The organism is Enterobacter sp. E14S (assembly GCF_055666685.1).
In genome coordinates this window covers 141,065-163,764 of sequence record NZ_JBVODQ010000004.1, presented here as the reverse complement: position 1 = coordinate 163,764, position 22,700 = coordinate 141,065, and the positions used below count along the sequence as shown (strand labels likewise).

General features: G+C 53.3%; 25 protein-coding genes and 1 tRNA gene. 14 read left to right on the top strand and 12 right to left on the bottom strand.

Annotation, left to right across the window (positions count from 1 at the left end; all coding sequences use genetic code 11):
• Positions 1-55 precede the first annotated feature (55 nt).
• Positions 56-1,060 (bottom strand): ornithine carbamoyltransferase, encoded by a 1,005-nt coding sequence (gene argF / locus ACZ6J2_RS11825; protein WP_471725798.1) that lies wholly within the window; start codon positions 1,058-1,060, stop codon positions 56-58.
• Positions 1,030-1,125, bottom strand: a complete 96-nt coding sequence (gene argL, locus ACZ6J2_RS11820; RefSeq protein ID WP_213705005.1) for a putative translational regulatory protein ArgL — start codon at positions 1,123-1,125, stop codon at positions 1,030-1,032. The genes argF and argL overlap by 31 nt, the downstream gene beginning before the upstream one ends.
• A 99-nt stretch (positions 1,126-1,224) precedes the next feature.
• Here argL and rraB point away from each other — a divergent pair, with 99 nt between their 5' ends.
• The 8 genes from rraB to ACZ6J2_RS11780 all read left to right on the top strand — a co-directional run bounded on the left by rraB (position 1,225) and on the right by ACZ6J2_RS11780 (position 10,192).
• A complete protein-coding gene (gene rraB / locus ACZ6J2_RS11815; RefSeq protein WP_029739283.1) occupies positions 1,225-1,650 on the top strand; it encodes a ribonuclease E inhibitor RraB in 426 nt (141 codons plus the stop codon).
• Positions 1,651-1,696: 46 nt separating this feature from the next.
• Positions 1,697-2,455: a tRNA isopentenyl-2-thiomethyl-A-37 hydroxylase MiaE gene (gene miaE, locus ACZ6J2_RS11810; RefSeq protein ID WP_069596188.1), complete on the top strand. Its 759-nt coding sequence runs from the start codon at positions 1,697-1,699 to the stop codon at positions 2,453-2,455.
• 30 nt (positions 2,456-2,485) lie between these two features.
• Positions 2,486-3,208: a topoisomerase II gene (locus ACZ6J2_RS11805; protein ID WP_471725797.1), complete on the top strand. Its 723-nt coding sequence runs from the start codon at positions 2,486-2,488 to the stop codon at positions 3,206-3,208.
• Positions 3,209-3,314: 106 nt separating this feature from the next.
• Positions 3,315-3,399: transfer RNA gene (locus ACZ6J2_RS11800), tRNA-Leu, on the top strand.
• 598 nt (positions 3,400-3,997) lie between these two features.
• Positions 3,998-5,359: a DNA cytosine methyltransferase gene (locus ACZ6J2_RS11795; protein ID WP_471725796.1), complete on the top strand. Its 1,362-nt coding sequence runs from the start codon at positions 3,998-4,000 to the stop codon at positions 5,357-5,359.
• Positions 5,356-6,954, top strand: a complete 1,599-nt coding sequence (locus ACZ6J2_RS11790; protein ID WP_063138550.1) for an ATP-binding protein — start codon at positions 5,356-5,358, stop codon at positions 6,952-6,954. Before ACZ6J2_RS11795 ends, ACZ6J2_RS11790 begins: the two co-directional genes overlap by 4 nt.
• A gap of 3 nt (positions 6,955-6,957) precedes the next feature.
• Positions 6,958-9,216, top strand: coding sequence for a Z1 domain-containing protein (locus tag ACZ6J2_RS11785; protein ID WP_471725795.1), 2,259 nt, complete (start codon positions 6,958-6,960; stop codon positions 9,214-9,216).
• A gap of 1 nt (position 9,217) precedes the next feature.
• Positions 9,218-10,192, top strand: a complete 975-nt coding sequence (locus ACZ6J2_RS11780) for a PD-(D/E)XK motif protein (RefSeq protein ID WP_471725794.1) — start codon at positions 9,218-9,220, stop codon at positions 10,190-10,192.
• Positions 10,193-10,476: 284 nt separating this feature from the next.
• On the opposite strand, the gene ACZ6J2_RS11775 is transcribed toward ACZ6J2_RS11780, so the two are convergent.
• Positions 10,477-11,346, bottom strand: a complete 870-nt coding sequence (locus tag ACZ6J2_RS11775) for a phosphorothioated DNA-binding restriction endonuclease (RefSeq protein ID WP_471725793.1) — start codon at positions 11,344-11,346, stop codon at positions 10,477-10,479.
• A 301-nt stretch (positions 11,347-11,647) separates the two neighbouring features.
• Between ACZ6J2_RS11775 and ACZ6J2_RS11770 the strand changes: the two genes are divergently transcribed.
• A complete protein-coding gene (locus ACZ6J2_RS11770) occupies positions 11,648-12,121 on the top strand; it encodes a SymE family type I addiction module toxin (RefSeq protein WP_471725792.1) in 474 nt (157 codons plus the stop codon).
• 73 nt (positions 12,122-12,194) lie between these two features.
• Here ACZ6J2_RS11770 and ACZ6J2_RS11765 read toward each other — a convergent pair whose 3' ends face one another.
• The 5 genes from ACZ6J2_RS11765 to trpS form a co-directional block, all read right to left on the bottom strand.
• Positions 12,195-12,566 carry a hypothetical protein gene (locus ACZ6J2_RS11765; protein ID WP_471725845.1) on the bottom strand — a complete coding sequence of 124 codons (372 nt, stop codon included), beginning with the start codon at positions 12,564-12,566 and terminating at the stop codon, positions 12,195-12,197.
• A 115-nt stretch (positions 12,567-12,681) separates the two neighbouring features.
• Positions 12,682-13,161, bottom strand: coding sequence for an Hcp family type VI secretion system effector (locus ACZ6J2_RS11760; protein WP_047726434.1), 480 nt, complete (start codon positions 13,159-13,161; stop codon positions 12,682-12,684).
• 2 nt (positions 13,162-13,163) lie between these two features.
• Positions 13,164-13,511 (bottom strand): hypothetical protein, encoded by a 348-nt coding sequence (locus ACZ6J2_RS11755; protein WP_045404571.1) that lies wholly within the window; start codon positions 13,509-13,511, stop codon positions 13,164-13,166.
• Positions 13,504-14,187, bottom strand: a complete 684-nt coding sequence (locus ACZ6J2_RS11750; protein WP_471725791.1) for a hypothetical protein — start codon at positions 14,185-14,187, stop codon at positions 13,504-13,506. The genes ACZ6J2_RS11755 and ACZ6J2_RS11750 overlap by 8 nt, the downstream gene beginning before the upstream one ends.
• 172 nt (positions 14,188-14,359) lie before the next feature.
• Positions 14,360-15,364: a tryptophan--tRNA ligase gene (gene trpS, locus ACZ6J2_RS11745; RefSeq protein WP_471725790.1), complete on the bottom strand. Its 1,005-nt coding sequence runs from the start codon at positions 15,362-15,364 to the stop codon at positions 14,360-14,362.
• 199 nt (positions 15,365-15,563) lie between these two features.
• Between trpS and fosA the strand changes: the two genes are divergently transcribed.
• Complete coding sequence (gene fosA / locus ACZ6J2_RS11740; protein WP_471725789.1) at positions 15,564-15,989, top strand: FosA/FosA2 family fosfomycin resistance glutathione transferase; 426 nt, start codon at positions 15,564-15,566, stop codon at positions 15,987-15,989.
• Positions 15,990-16,097: 108 nt separating this feature from the next.
• Here fosA and ACZ6J2_RS11735 read toward each other — a convergent pair whose 3' ends face one another.
• The 4 genes from ACZ6J2_RS11735 to ACZ6J2_RS11720 are packed head-to-tail and all read right to left on the bottom strand — an operon-like array spanning position 16,098 to position 20,844.
• On the bottom strand, positions 16,098-16,919 hold the full coding sequence (locus ACZ6J2_RS11735; RefSeq protein WP_033144516.1) for an alpha/beta fold hydrolase: 822 nt from the start codon (positions 16,917-16,919) through the stop codon (positions 16,098-16,100).
• Positions 16,920-16,949: 30 nt separating this feature from the next.
• On the bottom strand, positions 16,950-18,569 hold the full coding sequence (locus ACZ6J2_RS11730) for an MFS transporter (protein ID WP_471725788.1): 1,620 nt from the start codon (positions 18,567-18,569) through the stop codon (positions 16,950-16,952).
• Complete coding sequence (locus ACZ6J2_RS11725) at positions 18,566-18,973, bottom strand: DoxX family protein (RefSeq protein WP_471725787.1); 408 nt, start codon at positions 18,971-18,973, stop codon at positions 18,566-18,568. Before ACZ6J2_RS11725 ends, ACZ6J2_RS11730 begins: the two co-directional genes overlap by 4 nt.
• Positions 18,973-20,844: an amidohydrolase gene (locus tag ACZ6J2_RS11720; RefSeq protein WP_471725786.1), complete on the bottom strand. Its 1,872-nt coding sequence runs from the start codon at positions 20,842-20,844 to the stop codon at positions 18,973-18,975. The genes ACZ6J2_RS11725 and ACZ6J2_RS11720 overlap by 1 nt, the downstream gene beginning before the upstream one ends.
• A 218-nt stretch (positions 20,845-21,062) precedes the next feature.
• On the opposite strand from ACZ6J2_RS11720, the gene ACZ6J2_RS11715 reads away from it, so the two are divergent.
• The 4 genes from ACZ6J2_RS11715 (at position 21,063) to ACZ6J2_RS11700 (ending at position 22,693) form a co-directional block, all read left to right on the top strand.
• Entirely contained in the window at positions 21,063-21,749 is a 687-nt protein-coding gene (locus ACZ6J2_RS11715; protein WP_047742952.1) for a hydrolase, read from the top strand.
• A 61-nt stretch (positions 21,750-21,810) separates the two neighbouring features.
• On the top strand, positions 21,811-22,032 hold the full coding sequence (locus tag ACZ6J2_RS11710) for a DUF1427 family protein (protein WP_039260948.1): 222 nt from the start codon (positions 21,811-21,813) through the stop codon (positions 22,030-22,032).
• On the top strand, positions 22,029-22,289 hold the full coding sequence (locus ACZ6J2_RS11705) for a XapX domain-containing protein (RefSeq protein WP_010427264.1): 261 nt from the start codon (positions 22,029-22,031) through the stop codon (positions 22,287-22,289). Before ACZ6J2_RS11710 ends, ACZ6J2_RS11705 begins: the two co-directional genes overlap by 4 nt.
• A gap of 23 nt (positions 22,290-22,312) precedes the next feature.
• Positions 22,313-22,693 (top strand): response regulator transcription factor, encoded by a 381-nt coding sequence (locus ACZ6J2_RS11700; RefSeq protein ID WP_196354842.1) that lies wholly within the window; start codon positions 22,313-22,315, stop codon positions 22,691-22,693.
• Positions 22,694-22,700: the final 7 nt, after the last annotated feature.

Here is a 22,700-nt window from a genome sequence, read left to right as displayed (position 1 = left end):
CCCTCTCCCCGTGGGAGAGGGCCGGGGTGAGGGCACCCGCGCGCAGAGGAGTCAATCACTCCCCAAGCGTCGCCACCATCACCGCCTTAATCGTATGCATCCGGTTTTCCGCCTGGTCGAACACGATGCTCGCCGCCGACTCAAACACCTCGTCCGTCACTTCCATCCCGCCGTGCAGGTCGAACTCTTTCGCCATCTGCTTGCCGAGCGTGGTCTGGTCGTCATGGAACGCCGGAAGACAGTGCAGGAACTTCACGTCTGGGTTGCCGGTCAGCGCCATCATCTGCGCGTTCACCTGATACCCGCGCAGCAGCGCGATCCGCTCCGCCCACTTCTCTTTGGCTTCGCCCATCGACACCCACACGTCGGTATAGATAAAGTCCGCGCCCTTCACGCCCGCAGCCACGTCTTCCGTCAGCGTGATCTTCCCGCCGTGCTTCTCCGCCAGCGCGCTGCACTCCGCCACCAGGCTCTCTTCCGGCCAGCAGGCTTTCGGGGCCACCAGGCGCAGATCCAGCCCGGTCAGCGCCGCTGCTTCCAGCATCGAGTTGCCCATGTTGTTGCGCGCGTCGCCCGCGTAGACCAGCGTCATCTCGTTAAACGCCTTGCCAGGCAGGTGCTCCTGCATGGTCAGCAGGTCCGCCAGCAGCTGCGTCGGGTGGAACTCGTTGGTCAGCCCGTTCCACACCGGCACGCCCGCGTACTGCGCCAGCGTCTCGACCACTTCCTGGCCGTGGCCGCGGTACTGAATGCCGTCGTACATCCGCCCGAGAACCCGCGCGGTGTCCTTAATTGACTCTTTATGCCCAATCTGGCTGCCGCTCGGCCCTAAATACGTGACGCGCGCGCCCTGGTCAAATACGGCAACTTCGAAAGAGCAACGTGTACGGGTCGAGTCTTTTTCGAAGATGAGCGCGATGTTTTTACCGGTAAGCTTCTGTACTTCCTTGCCATTTTTTTTATCGGCTTTGAGCTGTGCGGCAAGGGTCAGCAGAGAAGTGAACTGTGCAGGGGTAAAGTCGAGCAGTTTCAGAAAGTGTTTCTTGTATAAATCGGACATCTTATCCTCGCATGGCGAACGCCACTTATTGAATTAAAATTCACTTTATATGTGTAATTATTCATTTGCAACCCCGTTTCACAATTCTTTCTTACAAAGGTGGAGGCAAACCCGTCCGTGTGTGAAAATAGAAGTATCTGCCGCACTTTAAAGAGGATTGAGCCATGGCAAACCCGGAACACCTGGAAGAGCAACGCGAAGAGACGCGTCTGATTATTGAAGAACTGCTGGAAGACGGTAGCGATCCGGACGCGCTGTACACCATCGAGCACCATTTCTCTGCGGATGATTTCGACGCGCTGGAAAAACTGGCCGTGGAAGCCTTCAAGCTGGGTTACGAAGTGACCGAGCCCGAAGAGCTGGAAGTGGAAGAGGGCGACACCGTCATCTGCTGCGACATCCTGAGCGAAGGCGCCCTGAAGGCGGAGCTTATCGACGCGCAGGTAGAACAGCTGATGAACCTGGCCGAGAAGTTTGAAGTGGAATACGACGGCTGGGGAACCTACTTCGAAGATCCGAACGGTGAAGACGGCGAAGAAGGCGACGACGAAGATTATGTCGACGAAGACGACGACGGCGTGCGTCACTAAGTGATTCAGGCGGTGGCGCTCGCCACCGCTTTTTCAAGGCAGAACCATGGATTACCCGCAGATACTCGCCCCCGTACTCAACTTCCTCCAGTGCCCGACCCCGCAAGCATGGATTGATAAAGCCCGCGACCCGGCGAACCTGCCGCTGCTGCTCACCGACCACATGGTGTGCGAGCTCAAGGCCGCCCAGACCGCGCTGCTGCTGGTGCGCAAATACGTTGCCGACGAAAGCGGTGCCGACGCGCTGCTCGACTGGCTCAAACCCTACGAACAGTTCACCTTCCGCGACGGCCCGGAGCCGGACTTCATCGCCCTGCATAAGCAGATTGGCAAAAGCGTGATGCCCAAAACCGACGATCCGTGGGGCCAGGCGCTCATCGACAGCATGGTGCTGCTGATTAAAGAAGAGCTGCACCACTTCTGGCAGGTGCGCGAGGCGATGCTGGCCCGCGACATTCCGTACGTCAAAATTACCGCCAGCCGCTACGCCAAAGGGATGCTGAAGGAAGTGCGCACCCACGAACCGCTGACGCTGATCGACAAGCTCATCTGCGGCGCCTACATCGAAGCCCGCTCCTGCGAACGCTTCGCCGCGCTGGCCCCGTTTCTCGACGACGACCTGCAGAAGTTCTATCTCTCGCTGCTGCGCTCGGAAGCGCGCCACTATCAGGACTACCTGACGCTGGCCCAGCAGGTGAGCGACGACGATATCTCACCGCGCATAAAGCTTTTTGGCGAAATTGAAGCCACACTTATCTCGACACCGGACCACGAGTTTCGCTTCCACAGCGGCGTGCCGGTGTAAACCGGCATAACGCAAGGATAAGGATGCGAGATGAATAAAACGTGGACCCGTACCGTGATGGTTGTTGTAGTGGCCGCCGCCGTGGCGTTCTGGGTGTTCTTCGACAGGCAGCGCGCCCCGGAACGGCAGATGGATTCCGCCCTTAACGAAATGCCCGCCTGGCAGGTGATTAAGGAGCAGGAGCCCGCGCTGCATCAGCGCATCCTCGACCAGATGGCCGCCCTGCAAAAAGCGGGCGAGCCGGAGCAGCAGATTATCGACACCATCCAGCCGCAGATCCTGCATCTGCAGATGTCGCGCCTGCAAAATGCCCCGGACGCCAACGTGGTGAACTACATGACCATCAACATGGAGCAGACCGCCGCCATCCAGAAGGTGAGCGACGACGCCTGCTTCCGCTTCCTCTACCCGACGGTGAAGGGCGGCGTGAACCCGATGCGCATGCTTGATAAAGACCTGATGGCGCGGCGCATGCAGGCCGACGCCGACATGATGCGCGCGGCCTACGGCAAAAACCGCCACACCGTGACGCAGGCTGAACGCGAGGCGGCCGTCGAGGACGTGCGGCCGATTATGAAGCAACTTGCCGATAAGTACGGCGAGGACATCCAGCTGCTGCAGATGCCGGAGAAGGCGGCGGGCAAAGAGAAGCTCTCCTGCGATATGGTGCAGGAGATGTGGGCGAAGGTGCTGGCGTTGCCGGAGCAGAAGGCGGCGGGTGTGATTCGGCTGGCTGTGTCTGAGCTGGAGTGACAAAGGGCGCTGGTTTTTTGGGCACTTAGCGCGGGTTTAGCGCGTCGTCGCTTGCATGGCGGCGCGCGACAGGTATAATCCACAACGTTTCCGCATCCCCTTCAGTGCCGAAGTGGCGAAATCGGTAGACGCAGTTGATTCAAAATCAACCGTAGAAATACGTGCCGGTTCGAGTCCGGCCTTCGGCACCAAAAGATGCAAATCAAAGTCGCTTAAGGGCGGCTTTTTTGTGTCTGAAATCCAGTATCCGCAAGGTTTTCCTCGCTTTTTCACTCAATCTAAGTCAACCACTGGGTGAAATCTATACAGCCACTTACTTCCCTTGTAATGGTTCATTTTAGTCTTCACTTCTACGAGTAGCGTCATGGAATCTCAATTATAGGCGCTTATAATTGTAAAATGGAGTTCAGTTGTAACCATGCCCCGATTGGGGGAGTTGCTTGCTTTCTATTCGTCATTAAACGAAAATTATCATACACATCATTGAGTGCTGTCTGAATACACACTAAAAGTTAGAGCTTTACTCGAGTTGACTACTGTGATTGCATACAGTTATATGAAGGTGGCATTTTCTCTTCAAGTTGTTCACGGTTTTGAAGAGATGTGTCAACCCATTTACAATGACGAAAAATGCAATCTGAGCGATGGAACAACATCTGCTTTAATCGAGTGAGGTATTCATGTTCATAGAGATAAGTTACTGTATAGAAAAGCTGTATCGTAGCGCGATTTTTACTGTAATAAGATAATCCGATGGCTGCTTCCATCAACTAGAATTGGCTAACAAATATGAAGTCACCATCGTTTAAATTTATCGACTTGTTCGCTGGCTTGGGCGGATTTCACCTTGCCCTAGATAGGCTCGGTGGGCAGTGTGTTTTTGCAGCTGAGTGGCAAAAACATCTGCAGGACCTTTACCAGATAAATTTCAATCTTCGTCCTGAAGGAGATATCACTTTGATATCTCCCTGTGATGTGCCTACACATGACGTGCTGACTGCGGGTTTTCCCTGCCAGCCATTCTCCAAAGCTGGGGAGCAGCTTGGGTTTGAGTGCACGAAACAAGGTGATTTGTTTTTCAATGTGGCAGCAATACTCGAACAGAAGAAGCCGAGCTTCTTTATTCTTGAAAATGTACCGAATCTGCTCAAGCATGATGAAGGTCGAACCTGGAAAGCTATTCAGGAGATCTTAGGGTTAGGTCCAAAAGGACTAGGCTATCACATTGCTGCTGAACGCTTCTCACCGCATCATTTTGGTATCCCGCAGATTCGAGAGCGCGTATATATCATTGGTTCACGAAAGCCTCTAAAAGATTTTTCTTGGCCTCAAAGAAATCCGGTAGAGACAACCATTGACAGCATTCTAGATGATCATCCAGCTAATGCGAAGCCGCTTTCTGCGCAGGTTTTAGATTGTCTAAATGTCTGGGCAGATTTTTTGAAACGCTGCCCAGAAGATGTTGAATTGCCTTCTTATCCATTATGGTCAATGGAGTGGGGGGCAACATATCCATACGAACAGGAAACACCCTACGCTTTAAAAGAGGACTATGGTATTGACGGTCTTAAAGGGTTTTCGGGGAGCCATGGACGCAAAATCGGCTACCTGCACACTCTCGAAGAACGTTGGTTGGCGTTGCCTAGTCATGCCCGTACCCCGCAGCGAAAGTTTCCCAAGTGGAAGGTAGATTTCATTCGCCAGAACCGCCAGTTCTACGCTGACAATAAGGAATGGATTGATCCTTGGATGAAAAATATCTTGAAGTTTCCGTCGAGCCTTCAAAAATTAGAATGGAATGTCAAGGGTGGTAAGCGAGATCTTTGGGAGTACGTTCTGCAGTTCCGTGCATCAGGAGTAAGGGTGAAACGCCGTAACACTGCTCCTAGCTTAATTGCAATGACTGACACGCAAGTGCCCATAATTGCATGGCAACGGCGTTACATGACTCCGGAGGAATGCGCTCGTCTGCAGAGTTTAGACGAGTTGAAGGCGCTGCCATCTACTCCTACTAAGGCTTTCCATGCACTTGGGAATGCTGTGAACTCTACAGTTGTTGAGTTGGTTGCCCGTGCTCTGTTGGGGGATTTTATAGGACAATCTCCGGTAACTGGAGACATTAAAATAAGCAATGGAAAGGTCGATGCATGACGGATAGTCAAAAGTCTAGCCAATTACCAGCTATTGAAATCCGGCCCGAAGTAACGATGCTCTCGGTGCTACGCCATCTAAATTACAAGCCATGGTTTGCCATGGCCGAGTTCGTCGATAACGCAATTCAAAGTTTGATCGCCAACAACGATCAATTGCAATTGCTGCATGGTGGTAAATTTCAACTTAAGGTAGATGTAAAAATAGATACTTCTGGCCCTGGTATTATTGTTATTAGTGACAATGCTGCTGGAATATCAGAAGTTGATTTTCCTAGAGCATTTCGGGCTGCTCAAGTCCCAGAGGATCGTAGTGGGCTTTCTGAGTTCGGCATGGGGATGAAGAGCGCGGCATGCTGGTTTGCAGAGAAATGGAGTGTTCGTACCAAAGCAATTGGCGAATCAATAGAACGTACAATATATTTCGATGTTAGAAATATTGTCGAAAACAAGATTGAAAGTTTGAATACTGAAGTTCGTAAGGTCGATCCATTATCGCATTACACAGTGGTAACTCTCCGAGGCCTACATCACATGCCGCAAGGGCGAACGGTAGGCAAGATTCGAGACCACCTAGCCAGCATTTATCGAATGTTTCTAAGAGATGGAAGGCTGTCACTAAACTTAAATGGTTCATCGCTTTCATATAAATGTCCTAAAATACTCACTGCCGTTGCTTATACATCTCCCGGGGTACAGGCGCAGGGTGATAACGTAGTACCTGTTGAATGGCGGAAAGATATCGATTTGGATTTTGGTGGAAATCAGCGTATCACAGGTTTTGCCGCACTACGTGAAGTTGGTTCAACACCATTGGCCGGTTTTGCTTTATTTCGTCGTGACAGATTAATAGAAGGTAGCTTGGACGAGAGCTATCGGCCTAGCTATGTATTTAAACAAACTAACAGTTATCCCTATCAAAGATTGTTTGGTGAACTGCATGTCGAAGGATTCGAAGTTAGTCATACGAAAGATGGCTTTCGCTGGGAAGAATACGAAGATATTTTTCTGGAATATTTGAAAGCTCAAATCGAAGAGCCCCCACTGAATTTACTCGCTCAAGCCGAAAATTATCGGGCACTTCCTTCGCGAAAAACTATTGAGACACGAGCTGTTGCAGCGACTGCCGCTGTTGCAAACTATGTCGAAAAAGAAGTTGCCCCACTGTTGATTGAGGCTAATAAATATCCAACAGATGTAGATGAGTTGCCGTCCGAGCTTGTTGCTGGAGAACTCCAGGCTTCTGAGCGTGTTGTCGAAGTTAATGATGGCAATTACCAATGGATCATAACTTTGAGAACCTCTGTAGATCCTGCAACAGAGGATTGGGTTTCAGTCGCAGTTACTCAGAAACCCACTGACTCTGGCGAGGACATCCGGCGTTTGACTATTGATCTTTCATTGGCTCATCCTTTTTCCATTGAATTTTTGGGCGTGAACAATGAGAACGTTGAAGTTTTGCTGCGTATTTCAACATCGATATGCATTGCTTTGATCTTAACGGAGGATGTTTTAGGAGTGTCACCAGAGAGTTTTCTTTATCATTTCAACTACTTGATGAGAGGTGCTCTGTTGAGAACCTCGTTAGAGAAATAAAATATGGCAACCTCTATCGAAATTCTAAAAACTCTTCAGCCACCTTTACGTTGGGTGCCGGAAAAAAAAGACATTACTGAGGATTTTCTTCGAAGCAAATCCAATGATCCTAATGGTCCTAGCTACGAGGATTTAACTGATGGTATGAACTCTGTGCTTCAAGAAGCACAAAGAATTCTTGGTCGTTGCTTGCCTCCAACAGAGCCCTCAGGGAGAGAAACGGGGTTAGTAGTGGGTTATGTGCAAAGCGGCAAAACATTGTCGTTCGAAACAGTAATTTCTCTGGCACGAGATAACGGTTATGGACTTGTAATTGTTTTAGCAGGTACGAAAAATAATCTTCGTGATCAATCTGAAAACCGCTTGAAGAAAGACCTTGGTATCGATGATGGAGAGAACTGGTATCACTATTCCAATCCTACCAATAACGTTAAAAGACAGATCGAAGATAAACTTATTGCCTGGAAGAAAAAACCTACAAAAAAAGCCATTTTAGTTACCGTGCTCAAACATGGTGGCCATCTTGAAAATTTAGCTTCTTTAGTTAAAAAGTTGTCGGTATCAGATGTTCCATCTTTGATTATTGATGATGAGAGTGACCAAGCAAGTTTAAACACGAAGGCGGCTAAGATTCGTAGTGGTAAAATTGCACCTTCAGAAATGAGTACGACCTACGAAAAAATTTGTAAGCTACGTGACAAACTCCCACATCATTCATATCTGCAGTACACTGCTACACCACAGGCTAATCTTCTACTGGCGCAAACTGATTTACTGAACGCTTCGTTTGCAGAATTGGTGACACCTGGTGAGGCTTATACAGGTGGAAAGTCTTTCTTCGGAAAGAACACCCCCCTCGTCAGAGACATTCCATCAGAGGAAGTACCCGGACCCACGAATATATTGAAAGCGTCACCTAAAAGTTTACTGAGTGCCTTACGTTACTTCTTATTAGCATGTGCTCATCACGCGTTGACGCGTGAGCGAAAGAAAGACAGAAACCGCTCAATGATGATTCATCCGGCGATGGCTACCACATCCCATACTCATTACAAGGATTGGCTTGATAAGTCCTTAAAGACGCTAAAGTCATTCGTCGAAAAGCAATATATTAATAAAATCGATGCTGTAACTCAGATGTTTCAACCTGAATATGATTCGCTAAAAAAAACATATCCAAAAATTAAACCATTGATTGACTTGATTTCCGCAATGGTTGATGAAGTATTCAACGAAATGAATCATGTCGTGGTCAATGGAACTAAGGACGCGGAGAAAAATATTGACTGGAAAGCCACGCCATACTGGATTCTAGTGGGCGGCGCTAAGCTAGATCGAGGTTATACAATCGAAGGCCTTTGCGTGACCTATATGCCACGCCCCTTGGGGACTTCACCTGCAGCAGATACTCTGCAGCAGCGAGCTCGGTTTTTCGGATATAAGAAATCATATTTGGGGCTCTGTCGTGTTTTTGTTCAGCGGAATGTGAGTGATGCTTTCACCGAGTATGTAGAGCATGAGGAGTTTGTTCGAGAGGCCTTAGAGAATTCGCGCGGCAAACCTCTTTCTGACTGGCGCCGAGATTTTGTGCTCACATCAATGCTTAAGGCTACTCGTGCGAACGTAATTGGACTCGGTACGCGCCGCATTCCTGCTAATGGCTGGATGGTGCCTGATGTTCTGCAAAGGGATGACAATGCTGCTTTAGCCAATCAAGAGTTGCTTTCTTGCGTGGTAAAGAAATGGGCTGCTGAATATGGTGCTCCTGTCAACGCAGCAGGATTTTCTCAATTCAAAGGAGGTAAAAATTTATCACCGCACTTCATGTTTAACCCTATCCCGTTAAAATCGGTACTCGAAGATTTTCTGCTTGAGGTAAAAGTTAAAGATCCCTCAGATGCTGAGGAACATAGTGCGATGTTGCTCGCGATAGCCGCACTTCTCAGGAAGAGTCCAGATCTCAAGGCCGATGTATTTCTTATGAACAACTTAGTAGCGGGTTATCGAACACGATCTACTGGACGTGGCGTAGAAGCTAAGCACCGCTTTGCACCAATTAACCAGTATTTCAGCCAAAGTGCAGACACTGTTAATGACAGGAGTTTTTGCTCTAATGAACGTGTCTCTATCCAGCTACGTCGATTCAATTTAGGTACGACGCTGCGTGACTCCGGTAGTGCCGATATTAAAAATATAACTTGGTTTGCATTACATGTGCCAAGCAAGTTGAGGACGGATTTACTAATCGAGGCGCGCCGTTAGTATGAATATCTTCGATAATTTCTTAAATTTGCCTTGTGCCACGTCAGATACGAGTTTTACGGCGATCCCCTTATCTGCACACCGTAATGACTTTCTCGCAAAAGGCTCCGATGGTTCCCCCATTTTTTTATTGCACGATGCTAGCGAAGCACAATATAGCCCTAGTATGCAGTTCAGGTATTTGAGTGCACAGTTTCATGCTACTTGCAGAATCCATACCGATTGTAAGGTGCTACAAGATCAATTTGCCCTCGTTTCTTGCGATGGCGCTGTGACGGATCTTCATGAAATATTTGTGCGTTGTTTCAGCGCTGCGATCGAAGAACTTCCTATTAATTCTGGCACGCGAGAACTGAATACCTGCATTCAGAAACTAGTGGATCTTTTTAGGGCCCTCTCTCAGCCAAGTAGGAAAGACGTTCTGGGTCTGTGGGGCGAACTCTACGTAATCGCAAAAAGTGGCAACATTGCAGGTGCCATGGCAAGTTGGCACGAAGATCCATTCGATCGCTTTGATTTTTCATGGGAGTATGGATGCCTTGAGGTGAAGGCAACCATGCAATCAGCTAGGCTTCATACCTTTTCGCTTGAGCAGTTAATGAACCCTAAACAAGGAATTGGTTATGTTACGTCATTGCTATTACAACCTTTGACCGCAGGACTCGGGTTGATTGATCTTGCGAATTTGATTGAAATGGAAGTGAAGCATTCACCAGCGCTGAAGCTGAAGCTTTGGAGAAATTTGGCTAAGGCTTTAGGAGGTGATTTTTCTGACAAACTGGATAAGCGATTTGATATCTCTCATGCCGATCGTAATGTCATTGTGTACGCGATGGATGACGTTCCAAGGCCTGAAAAACCCAATGATCCGCGTGTGATGGCAATTCGTTTTACCGCAGATCTTACGGCAACGTTGTCCTCACTCAAAAAAAGTGCATTGCCAGCATTATGCGGCATTTTTGGATCGGTTTTGTGACAGATAGTTATAAATTCAAGCAGCTAATTCCCACTTTAGTTGTTAGCGGAAAGTAGTCAAAATTATTGGCAATTCAGTAACGATGATAAAAGCTTTAATATCAGTTTAAACCCGTTTCGATAGCCATATCGGTGTTCTACTGATATGGTTTTATACCCATTTTGATGCCTGTTTATTGTTCGGATTTTAATTTATGGGCATAAGAGAGGGTTTTCTATTTATACATTTTTAAAACCGCTTTGTTATCAGTTCATTAGGTGTGAAATCCGAGTCCAGCCTTCTACTCATCGTCTAAACACCTCTCTCCGATGCCACTCCACAAACTCTTCCCCTGGATAATTCCCTTTCACCATCGGCAAAGCAATCTCCTTCCCAGCAAAATCCCAGAACAACCGCCCAACAATCCCACTCCCATTCACCGCCTCGGACACCATCACTCGCATACTCTCATCCAGCCCAATCGATCCCTTATCAAACGCCTTATGATGAATCGCACACAGCGCCAGCCCGTTGGTAATCTCACACGGTCCACCAAACTGCTTCCATTTAATATGTGCAGCTTCGAGCCCAACAGAGGCGTTATCATGTCGCATGTTAAACCCGCAGATTGCGCACTCATAGTTATAAGCACGCAGCACCTGCTGGCGGAACAGCGGATCTCGAACCTTACGGATCTGCTGGATATCAAAACCCATCTCATCCGCGATCTCTTCCTGAATGCTTTCAGGAAAGTGCGCTTCAAGGATCTGCTGCGCCAGCGAGCCGATCAGATTTTTGTTCTTATTCAGCAGCGCAAAGTGTTCTTCATCAAACCCGCCTGCGACGTTATGTTCCACAAGTTCTTTAACAGGCGGTTGTTTACTGCCAGTAGTTGAACAGAACTCAGTATTCTGAAGATCCCAAAACCCGTCCCTCTTGAGCCGCCAGAAGGGCATATTTGGGTAATGTGCCTTCCGCTGTGGGCCAAAGCGTTCTAACAGGCTAAGCAGCTGCTCGTGGACCTCGGTTCCGTAATCAAAGAGTCGCGCATGTCCCTGCTGATAGTTCGCCAGCACGTACAGAAGCAATAAAGGCTTATGCGGCGCACGCTGTTCGCCTTTGCGCCAGATGGTGATGTCGGCAATTGCCTGTTCGAGAGTTTTGCTGGAAGCCATCGCGTTACGGAAGAAGGTAAATAATTGCGATGATGCTCGCAAAACCCAGACCAATCAACCCGCAATCAACAAAAACATGACCTTACCGTACCAAACCTTATTTCCTGAATCCCCCTCGCAAATTCCAAATTTACCCCACGCCAAACCGCTGTATTTATATTCAGCCCTGTATAATGAGCACCAGAAATTACGCCGAACGGCAAAGGAAGTATCAAGGAATATTTAAAGAAAGAATTCGCGATATGAAGGTGCTGCAACACCCTCATACCGCTAACCACAAACAACTAATCAGGAGTTGAAAATGGCTGCGACGAATTTTAAGCCAGAGTTTACTGTTTGCAAAACAGAATCAGACGCTTTCACTGGCATGATTGAAAACCGCGAGCTGGTACGCAAAAACAGCACCCGCCGTCTGCACGGCAACCCGCCCAACGCGGCGCCCGTCCATCCCCGCGCGGAAACGCCGCAGGACAGCGCCGCCTGCTGCGAACTCTATGCACGCATAGACATGAAATATCTTCTTCTGGGCGGCGACTGGTTAAAACGCGCGGGTTTCATCAATGGCATGCCAGTGAAAATCCGCGCCATGAAAGACTGCATTGTGATTACGCCACAGCATACAAGAGAATTATGGGGATGCCTGGAAGGTATGAGCGTGGTGAATATAAATAAAAAGAAAGTCGCGCAGTGGTTGAAGACGTTTCCGGGAGCGCTAAATAATACCGGTGATATACCGGCTGTTAAGCGTGGAACAGGGAAGGCGATGTCGGAGTAACCATGCTTCCCATCTAATGTAACCCTTAAATAATAAAGCGGGCATGTCATCCCATGCCCGTTGTAAGTAAAAATCACTCGTGCTGTACCTGCTCTTTCACAGCTTTAACCAGCACAGCATGAAGTTCGCCGACGGTTAAATCGCGTATAACAGGTTCGGGTATGCCACGTACCCAGCGGATAAACCGACAGATGCCAAAAAAGTCTATACCTTCACCCGTAAACAGATACTCATTCTCTGCGAGAGAGAACGTTGTCATATAGCCATCTTCTTCCGTGGAAAGTTGAACGCCAAAAGCTTCTTCGCAGTCTTCCAGTAGGTCTTCGCCATCCATACCGCAAATATGCAAATCGGCCTCAATCAACGTATTGCTATCGATAGGTTTACGATGCTCACCTGAGGAGTTTCGAACAACCTCAATGACTTGTGAGAGAGTGGGTTCCATCATGATGCTCTCCTTTAAAGCGATGGAAATAATCACCAGCGCTTCCAGACGGTGCTCCGCTTGGTCGGACCGACAAGCACAAAGTTACCTCGACCCGAGAAATTTTAAAGTCAGTTCAGGCTATCGCCATATGATTCCAGGCATCTCTGTAAACTATATTTCCGTCACAGTGCTTCCAGGTGATTGCCTCATATCTTAGCTCGATCGTCTCTGTATGCGTTCCTGTTCCAGAACCCGGGAACAGATTGGGCGTGATACCCGTGATTTTTACATTCTCCAGAATAATGTTGAAATATTCTCTCTCGATTCCTGCATCATCAATTTGATACATTTTGATCGTAGCCGATTTTAGCGTTTGGTTTTCACACAGTGCCCTAATGAGAACCGGTGTTGTTTTATCAAACTCTTTCTGAACGGCAATCGGCGTATGTACACGAGTACCTGTTAGTCGGCCTGTATTTCCACTCACAGGAATGGTGAGGTGATGAGCAACTGCTTTTAATTCAATAGCGCCTAGCCGACCGGATACCATGGAACCTCCTACGACTGGTGAACCATTAGCATCGGTTAACCAAAGATATGCTGGATTTGACATGATTATTCCTCATCTATTTTTACAAAAGAAGGTAGGTGCAACATCGCCACGACCCATATGAACAAGCCAATAATTTTCAGCGGCCATGGTTCAAGGACCGCTATACAAGCAAATGCACCGATGATCAGTAAGGGGCCTGATAACACATCCAGGAACCCGCCAAAAATATGTATCTTTCCTGGCAGTAATTTATTCATTACTAATGAAATAATGTAAGCGCTTATGGTAATGATGCAAAAGGCGATTGTTTTATCATGCCAGGTTTCGAATTCAACCCAGCTAAGGGTATAGGCTAAAACTAAATATGAGCAAAGAAGCAGGTTTATAATTGGGATGATAAACTTATTCATACACACCTGCCGTAGTGTGTGTATTTAGTTTTTCATTAACTTTTTTCATGATTTGATTAAATACAGGCTTTCCTTCTAAATAACCTGCATGGATAGCATCTACAAAGGGTTGGACGGCATCAGCGAACAGAAAATAAAGTAGGTCATAGTCTCTGTGTCTCAGAAGTTCATATACCTCCGGTGCATCTGATTTGAGTCTGTCAGATGTTCTAATTGATCGTTCAGCCATTCCCCCAAACAAAAGGAGTGTGCTCAGTGCCGTGATTGGGTTGCCTTTCCCTTTAAAAATAACAAACGTAAAAGACGTTCTTTCAATAACATGCTTCGCGATAGTTGATGCAATAATATTTGTTGATATTCTACCTGCAATTGAAGTTGTTACAGTTCTGTATAATTTATCCTGCTCCGCTTCAGTTAAATACCTATTAAATTCTTTAAATATAATTTTTACAGCGTTGACTATATTCTCATAATTCAAGATGTCGTTTTTTATGGCAGTGAACATTCGTATTCTTTGAGTTTCACGAGCATATCTTGTATCCGTGTCAAAGATACCATAAACCAGATATCCATAATCTAACGGTACAGATAGCCCTCCATTTATAAGCCCAGTGACTGTATCAGGAGAAGCGATTATGTTGCATAACCTTCGGGCTATATCTTCTACATCAGCCATAGTATCCCTTTAAATGTATTATAAAGGATAATATCAATGTGATATTTATGCGATTAAAGCAATTTATTTTATCTAAACGATAGATTAAGAATTATTAACGGCATTAATATTATCTAAATGAGATAATACGCGGCTTCATGCCAATCCCACGCACTCCACCGCTAAACCTAACTTAACTAAACACCGGCACCCCCAACCCAACCTTCACCTCCCTCAACGTCTCCTGCGTCACCCCCTGCGCCCGTTCGGTCCCGCGCTTCAGCATCGCCATCAGCTCCCCCTTGTCCTGCATGTACATCGCCCTCCGCTCCCGCATCGGCGCAATCAGCTCCTGCAAACACGCCTCCAGCTCGTTCTTACACGCCCGGTCACCCAGCCCGCCCGCCTGATAGTGCGCCTTCATCGCCGCCACTTTCTCCTTGTCCGGGTGAAACGCGTCGAGGTACGTAAACACCACGTTCCCCTCAATCTGCCCCGGGTCGCTCACCTTCAGGTGATTCGGGTCGGTATACATGGCGCTGACCGCGCGGTGAATCGTCTCTTCGCTGGCCGAAAGGTGCAGCGTGTTGCCCAGCGATTTCGACATCTTGGCGCTGCCGTCGATGCCGGGCAGGCGGCTGGTGTCGCTCAGCATCGCCTTGCAGTGGCGCAGCACCGGGGCGGGCAGCAGGCTGTTCATCTTATGCACAATCTCGTTGGTCTGCTCAATCATCGGCAGCTGGTCGTCGCCGACGGGCACGCACTCGGCCTTAAACGCGGTGATGTCCGCCGCCTGGCTGATGGGGTAGGCCATAAACCCGACCGGCAGCGAGCGGGCGAAGCCCTTCTGCGCAATCTCGTTTTTCACCGTCGGGTTACGCTCCACGCGGGCGACGGTGACGATGTTCATATACAGCATCGTCAGCTCGGCGAGGGCGGGCAGGGCGGACTGCAGGCAGATCGTGGTCAGGTTCGGGTCGATGCCGGCGGCGAGGTAGTCGGCCAGCACCTCGGGGATGTTGTCGCGGATCTTCTGCGGGTTGCTGCCGTTGTCGGTCAGCCCCTGCAGGTCGGCAATCAGCACAAACTGGCTGTGCGTTTGCTGGAGCGCCACGCGCTGGCGCAGCGATCCGACGAAGTGACCGAGGTGCAGCGGGCCGGTTGGGCGGTCGCCGGTGAGGATGGTTTGAACGTTCATAAAGACTCCTTAATGTGCAGTTGCCGAAAGGGGTCTTAGAAATGTGAAAGCCGCCTTTCGGCGGCTATCTGAAAATGGGGAAAACTACTCCGTGCCGCCTTTAAGAAGGCAGCCACCAGCGGTTTACGGTGAGCACGGCGTGGTTTATGTTCATGCTTTTACCGTATCACGTCCGGCGCGAAAAACAAAAGGGCACGTCATGCTGCAATCACTCAACCACCTGACCCTCGCGGTCAGCGACCTGCAAAAAAGCGTCACCTTCTGGCACGAGCTGCTGGGGCTTGCGCTGCACGCCCGCTGGAATACCGGGGCCTATCTCACCTGCGGCGACCTGTGGGTCTGCCTGTCGTACGACGAGGCGCGCCGGTACGTGCCGCCGCAGGAGAGCGACTACACCCACTACGCGTTTACCGTCACGGAAGAGGATTTTGAACCGTTCTCGCAAAGGCTGGAGCAGGCGGGCGTTACCGTCTGGAAGCAGAACAAAAGCGAGGGGGCGTCGTTCTATTTTCTCGACCCGGACGGGCACAAGCTGGAGCTGCACGTGGGCAGCCTCGCCGCGCGGCTGGCGGCGTGTCGGGAGAAGGCCTACGCGGGCATGGTGTTTACCTCAGACGAGGCTTGAGGCGCGCACCTTCAGCCTGCAGGTCCTGTCTCAGCAATCACTGGCTACGTGACGCTGGCGGAGCGAAAGCGCCGGGTGGCGGCTGCGCCTTACCCGGCCTGGAAAAAATTACAGCGACTTCACAAACGCCAGCAGGTCTTCGTTGAGCTGATCCTGGTGGGTCAGCGCGAAGCCGTGCGGCGCGTTGTCGTACACCTTCAGCGTGGCGTTTTTGATCATCTCTGCCGCCAGCTTGCCGGTGCTTTCAAACGGTACGATCTGGTCGTTGCTGCCGTGGATCACCAGCGTCGGGACGTCGATTTTCGCCATATCCGGGCGGAAGTCCGTTTCGCCGAACGCGGTCACGCAGTCGATGGTGCCCTTCAGCGACGCCAGCAGGGCAATGTTCAGCGTCTGGGTCAGGGCTCCGGCGGAAACGGTCTGCCCGGCGTTGATGCCGTAGAACGGCGTCGCGAAGTCGCTGATAAACTGGGCGCGATCTTTACGCAGTCCGTCGCGAATGCCGTCGAAAACGCTCTGATCCACACCCTGCGGGAAGGAGTCGGATTTACCGAAGATCGGCGTCACCGCGCCTAGCAGCGCCAGTCCTGCCACGCGCGCGCTGCCGTAGTTGTTGATGTAGCGGGTTACGTCGCCGCCGCCCATCGAGAAGCCCACCAGCGTCACGTCCTGCAGGTCCAGGGTGGTGATCAGGTCGTTGATGTCGGACGCAAAGGTATCGTAGTCGTAGCCGTTCCACGGCTGATCCGAGCGGCCAAAGCCGCGGCGGTCAAAGGCGATGGCGCGGAAGCCGCGCTCCGCCAGGTAGTTCAGCTGGCTGTCCCACATGTCGCCGTCCAGCGGCCAGCCGTGGCTGAAGAGAACCGGTTTGCCCGCGCCGCCGTCCTTGTAGTAAATCTGCGTGCCGTCTTTTGCCTTAAACGTTGCCATAGTGTGTTCCTGTGCAGGTGATGGTTGTGGTTATACCGGCGCGACCAGATAGCGAATTGCCGGTGATGTTGTGCCCTGATGAAAAGCCAGAACGCGGCTCTGCAGCAGGAGGTCATTCATGGTGTGGCGCTCCTGCTGGCGCAGATGCTCAATCCACGAGCCCATCAGGAAGGTCTCGATAAACAGACCGGGACGCTCAATATCCTCGTACACCGCCCAGCTCATCGCCCCGGCGCGGCGGCGTACCCGGCGCAGCTCGTGGACCGCCTCCAGGAAGGCCTTGGTATTGTTCGGGTCGATGATGTACTCGTGCGACACCAGCACCGGGCCGCGCTCGTTCGGCAGGTCAATCTCCACGCCGTCCAGCGGCTGGCCGCTCAGGTCGAGGTTCAGGTCCGGATCTTTGCCCAGCTTCCAGCGGAACACCGTCGCGCTCGCCAGCACCATCCCCAGCGTGGCGACCACCAGCGAGGTTGGGGTACCGAACTGCGAGGCGATTTGCCCCCAGATGGCGCTGCCCGCGGTCATCGAGCCGAAGAACACCGTCAGGTAGACCGCCAGCGCGCGGGCCTTCACCCAGCGGGCGGCGCTGCGCTGCGCGCCGAGGTTGAGGGTCGACAGCACCGCAATCCACGCGAAGCCGGTGAAAAACTCAAACAGGTTGAGCAGCCAGACGTGACGCACGAACGCCAGCGCCAGCATCGTGAGGGCAAAGGTCAGGCTGGCGGCCACCATCAGGCGGTCGGCGTTCAGCCGCTGGCGCAGGCGCGGCAGCAGGATAGCCCCGGCAATCGCCCCCAGGCCAATGCACGCCAGCATCACGCCGTAGCCCGCCGGGCCCAGGCCCAGCTCGCGGCGCGCCACCAGCGGCAGCAGCGCCCAGCCCGCGCTGCCGAAAACGAAGAAGGCTACGGTGCGCACCAGCACGTTGCGCAGCACCGGGGCGGCGTGCACGTAGCGAATGCCGGAGCGCACCGCAGAGAAGAAGTGCTCCGGCGGCAGGCGCTGCACGGATGGCGCCGGACGCCAGCGCCACAGCACCCACGCCACGCCGACCACGGACAGCGCGTTCAGGGCAAACACCATCCACGGCCCGGCGAGCGACAGCAGAAAACCGCCCAGCGCGGGGCCAATCGCCCGGCTGATGTTCACTCCGAGCGAGTTCAGCGCCACGGCGGCGCCCAGCTCCGGCTTGCTCACCAGATCGGGCACCACGGCCTGGAACGGCGGCGAGCTCATCGACGCGCCCACGCTCAGCAGAAACGTCGCCACCAGCAGCACGGTGGGGGTGACGTGTCCGGTGAAGGAGAGCACCGTCAGCCCGGCGGCGGCGATGAACACCCACAGCTGGGAGAAGAGCAGGTATTTACGTCGGTCGACGATGTCCGCCATCACCCCGGACGGCAGGGCGAAGAGGAACATCGGCAGGCTGCTGGCCGCCTGCACCAGCGCGATATCCAGCGGGTCGGCGCTCAGGGTCAGCATGCTCCAGTTGATGCCGACGTCGCTCATCCATGAGCCGACGTTAGAGACCACCGTGGCGATCCACAGCATGCGGAACACCGGCTGGCTCAGCGGCTGCCAGGGTGAAACCGTCGGTGCGGGCGTCGTCTCGACGTGTGCGTCGCGAACGTCGTTAACCTGAGTCATGCGAACCTCTCCGCTGTCTTACGCTGCAGCCGCCACTGGCCCGGCCCGGTGAGGGCAAGGGTGGTGAAGATAATCAGCAGCAGCCAGCCAAACTGCCCTTCGGCAATCGACCAGTTCGGGTGGACCGCCAGCATCGCCACCAGCAGCACGGCGATAATCGGCAGGCACGCCAGGCGGGTGTACACGCCCGCAATGATAAACAGCGGGCAGATCGCCTCGGCGACAATTGCCGGGATCAGGCTGGCGTAAGGCCCGAAGCCGAACGGATCTTCAATACGCGTCAGCTCTTCGCTGAAGTGCAGCACCTTCGGCAGGCCGTGCACGTACAGCAGCAGCAGGCTGCCGGTCAGGCGCAGGAAGAACAGCCCCAGGTCGATCCGGGGCGGCATAGGGGTGTTTTTCATCAGAATGCAAAGCAGCTGCAGCCCAGCGCCCCCCAGAAAGCGTTATCGTCGGACACCGGCATCTCTGACGTGCGGGCGAAATCATGCTGGTGGCTGTGAACCCCGCACGGGCCGCTGCAGTGGTGGATAGGGCTCATGCCGACGCGGGCGGCCTGCGGCGGTGCGCTGCGGTAGTGGCCCGGCACCTTGACCACCGGTGACCACTCGGGCAGGGCCGGAATGGCAGGCGGGGAAAGCGGGCCAAAGCTGCCTGCGGCGTAGACGATGTCGCCGTTCACCACCGTCAGGACGGACTCGATGCCCTTGATCTCCTCTTCCGGCACGCGGAAGAAGTCTTTGCTCAGTACCGCCAGGTCGGCGAGCTGGCCGACCTTGATCTGCCCCTTCTGATTCTGCTCGCTGGAGAACCACGCGCTGCCCTGGGTCCAGAGCATCAGGGCGGTATCGCGATCCAGACGGGCACTGTGGTCGTACATCTGCATCCCGCCGACGGTGCGGCCGGAGACCAGCCAGTAGAGCGCGGTCCACGGGTTGTAGCTCGCCACGCGGGTGGCGTCCGTCCCTAAGCCTACCGGCACGCCGGTCTCGAGCATTTTCGCCACCGGCGGCGTGTGGCGGGTGGCTTCGATGCCGTAGCGCTCGGCAAAGTATTCCCCCTGGAAGGCCATGCGGTGCTGCACGGCAATGCCGCCGCCGAGCGCTTTGATGCGGTCGATGTTGGCCTGGGTAACGGTTTCCGCATGGTCGAAGAACCAGTGCAGGCCGTTGAACGGAATGTCGCGGTTCACCTTCTCGAAGACGTCCAGCATGCGGCTGATGGATTCGTTATAGGTGGCGTGCAGGCGGAACGGCCAGCGGTGCTCCACCAGATGGCGCACCACGCGCTCCAGCTCGTCCTCCATGCCCGGCGCGAGGTCCGGGCGCGGTTCGAGGAAGTCTTCAAAATCGGCGGCGGAGAAGACCAGCATCTCGCCCGCGCCGTTGTGGCGGAAGAAGTCGCTGCCCTGGCCCGGCGTGAGCATGTCGGTCCATTTTTCAAAGTCCTCCAGCTCGTGGCCCGGACGCTGGGTAAACAGGTTGTAGGCGATGCGGATGGTCATCTGCTTTTTCGCGTGCAGCTCGGCGATCACCTCGTAATCTTCCGGGTAGTTCTGGAAGCCGCCGCCCGCGTCGATGGCGCTGGTCAGCCCCAGACGGTTGAGCTCGCGCATGAACTGGCGGGTGGAGTTGACCTGCTGCTCCAGCGGCAGCTTCGGCCCTTTCGCCAGCGTGGCGTAGAGGATCATGGCATTCGGACGGGCAATCAGCATCCCGGTCGGGTTGCCGTTGGCATCGCGCTGGATCTCGCCGCCCGGCGGGTTCGGCGTGTCTTTGGTGTAGCCGACCACCTTCAGCGCGGCGCGGTTGAGCAGGGCGCGGTCGTACAGGTGCAGGATGAAGACCGGGGTGTCCGGCGCGGCGTCGTTAATCTCGTCCAGGGTCGGCATGCGGCGCTCGGCAAACTGGAACTCTGTCCAGCCGCCCACCACGCGCACCCACTGGGGCGACGGCGTGCGCAGGGCCTGCTCTTTCAGCATCCGCAGGGCGTCGGCCAGGGACGGCACGCCTTCCCAGCGCAGCTCGAGGTTATAGTTCAGCCCGCCGCGGATCAGATGCAGGTGCGAGTCGTTCAGGCCGGGGATGGCGGTGTGGCCTTTTAAGTCGACCACTAAGGTGGCGTCGCAGTGGTGTTGCATCACCTCGGCGACGGTACCCACTTCCAGAAATTTTCCGTCGCGCACGGCAACGGCTTCCGCGACGGGGTTCTCGCGATCGACGGTGTGAAACTGGCCGTTAACCAGAATGAGATCGGCTTTACCGGGGGTAACCATAAACTGCTCCTGACTGAGAGGGGAATGGTCAGGATTATGGGAACCGGTTTCGGCAAAGATCCAGTTATACAATAGGATAGGTATACCAAAGTATAACTATACCTAAGGTTAACTATACGAAGAGATAATTACGCGCAAAGACGGAAAACCGCAGGATGAGGGTGACTTTATCGTCGCGGCGCTCGCGGCGATTTCACCCTTAACCACTGGAAAATGCTATGACCTCTTCAAAGCTCGAAGTGTTAACCCCTGCGAACTGTCAGATCATCTTTATCGATCACCAGCCTCAGATGGCGTTTGGCGTGCAGTCTATTGACCGCCAGGTGCTGAAAAACAACACCGTGGCGCTGGCGAAAGCGGCTAAGGTGTTCAACATTCCAACCATCATCACCACCGTTGAGACCGAAAGCTTCTCCGGTAATACCTATCCGGAGCTGCTGGACGTGTTCCCGGGCCAGGACATTCTGGAGCGTACCTCCATGAACTCCTGGGACGACCAGAAGGTGCGCGACGCGCTGCAGGCCAACGGCAAGAAGAAGGTGGTAGTTGCCGGCCTGTGGACCGAAGTGTGCAACAACAGCTTCGCCCTGTGCGCGATGCTGGAAGGCGATTACGAAATTTATATGGTGGCGGACGCGTCCGGCGGCACCTCCAAAGAAGCCCACGACTACGCGATGCAGCGCATGATCCAGGCGGGCGTGATCCCGGTGACCTGGCAGCAGGTGATGCTGGAGTGGCAGCGCGACTGGGCGCGTAAAGAGACCTACACCGCGGTGATGGATATCGTGCGCGAGCACTCCGGCGCGTACGGCATGGGCGTCGATTACGCCTACACCATGGTGCACAAAGCGCCGTCTCGCCAGAAGAGCGAGCACCGCACCTTAGCGCCGGTCCCGGCACGCTAAGTTCCGCTGGCGGGCTGGTCCCTCATCCGGCTCGCCGCTGCCTCTTTCTCTGGAGTTCACAATGAGTACTGGGCTGATATCCCTTGCGGCAGGCGTGTTGATTGGCCTGATGTATGCCGTGCTGAAGGTGCGCTCCCCCGCGCCGCCCGCGCTGGCGCTGATTGGCCTGCTGGGGATGCTGGCGGGTGAGCAGGCGACGCGACATCTGTTATCCCGCGACGGCGCGCCGCCGCCTCCGGTGACCGTTCCGCAGGTCAAATCGCAGACGGGAGCGTCGTCATGAAAGCATGGATAATTTCGCTGGTGTGCGGCGTGGTTGCTGGGGTAATTTACGCCCTGCTCGACGTGCATTCCCCGGCGCCGCCGGTTGTCGCCCTGCTTGGCCTGTTTGGCATGCTGGTGGGCGAACAGCTCATCCCGGTGGGACGGCGTTTACTGAGTCGCGAACCGCTTACCCTCGCCTGGTTTCGTCACGAATGCGTGCCGAAAATCAGCGGCACGGCGCCCCCTGCGCCCGCGAAGGACGATCGCGACGTTTAATGATTTGTGAGAGGAAAGAGAGCATGACGCTGCCGTGGCGCATTGCCATCATTGATGACGAACGATCCGTCCGCAGCGGGCTGAGTAATCTCCTGGAGTCGGAAGGCTATGCCGCCGATACGTTTGATTCGGCAGAGGTGTTTCTGAGCCATCCTTTCGCCCTGTCCGGCGCGGCGCTGGTGATCACCGACATCAAGCTGCGGGGCATGAGCGGCCTGGAGCTGTTTGAAAAGCTCCGGCTGCTGGCCGTACCGCCTCCGCCCGTGCTCTTTATCTCCGGTCATGCTGATGAAAATATGCAGCGGTACGCTCTTAATCTGGGCGCCGCTGCATTTTTGCGTAAGCCCATTAACATCGATATTCTGCTGGATCATATTCAGCGGGAGCTGGCCCGCCGACAATAAGGATCGC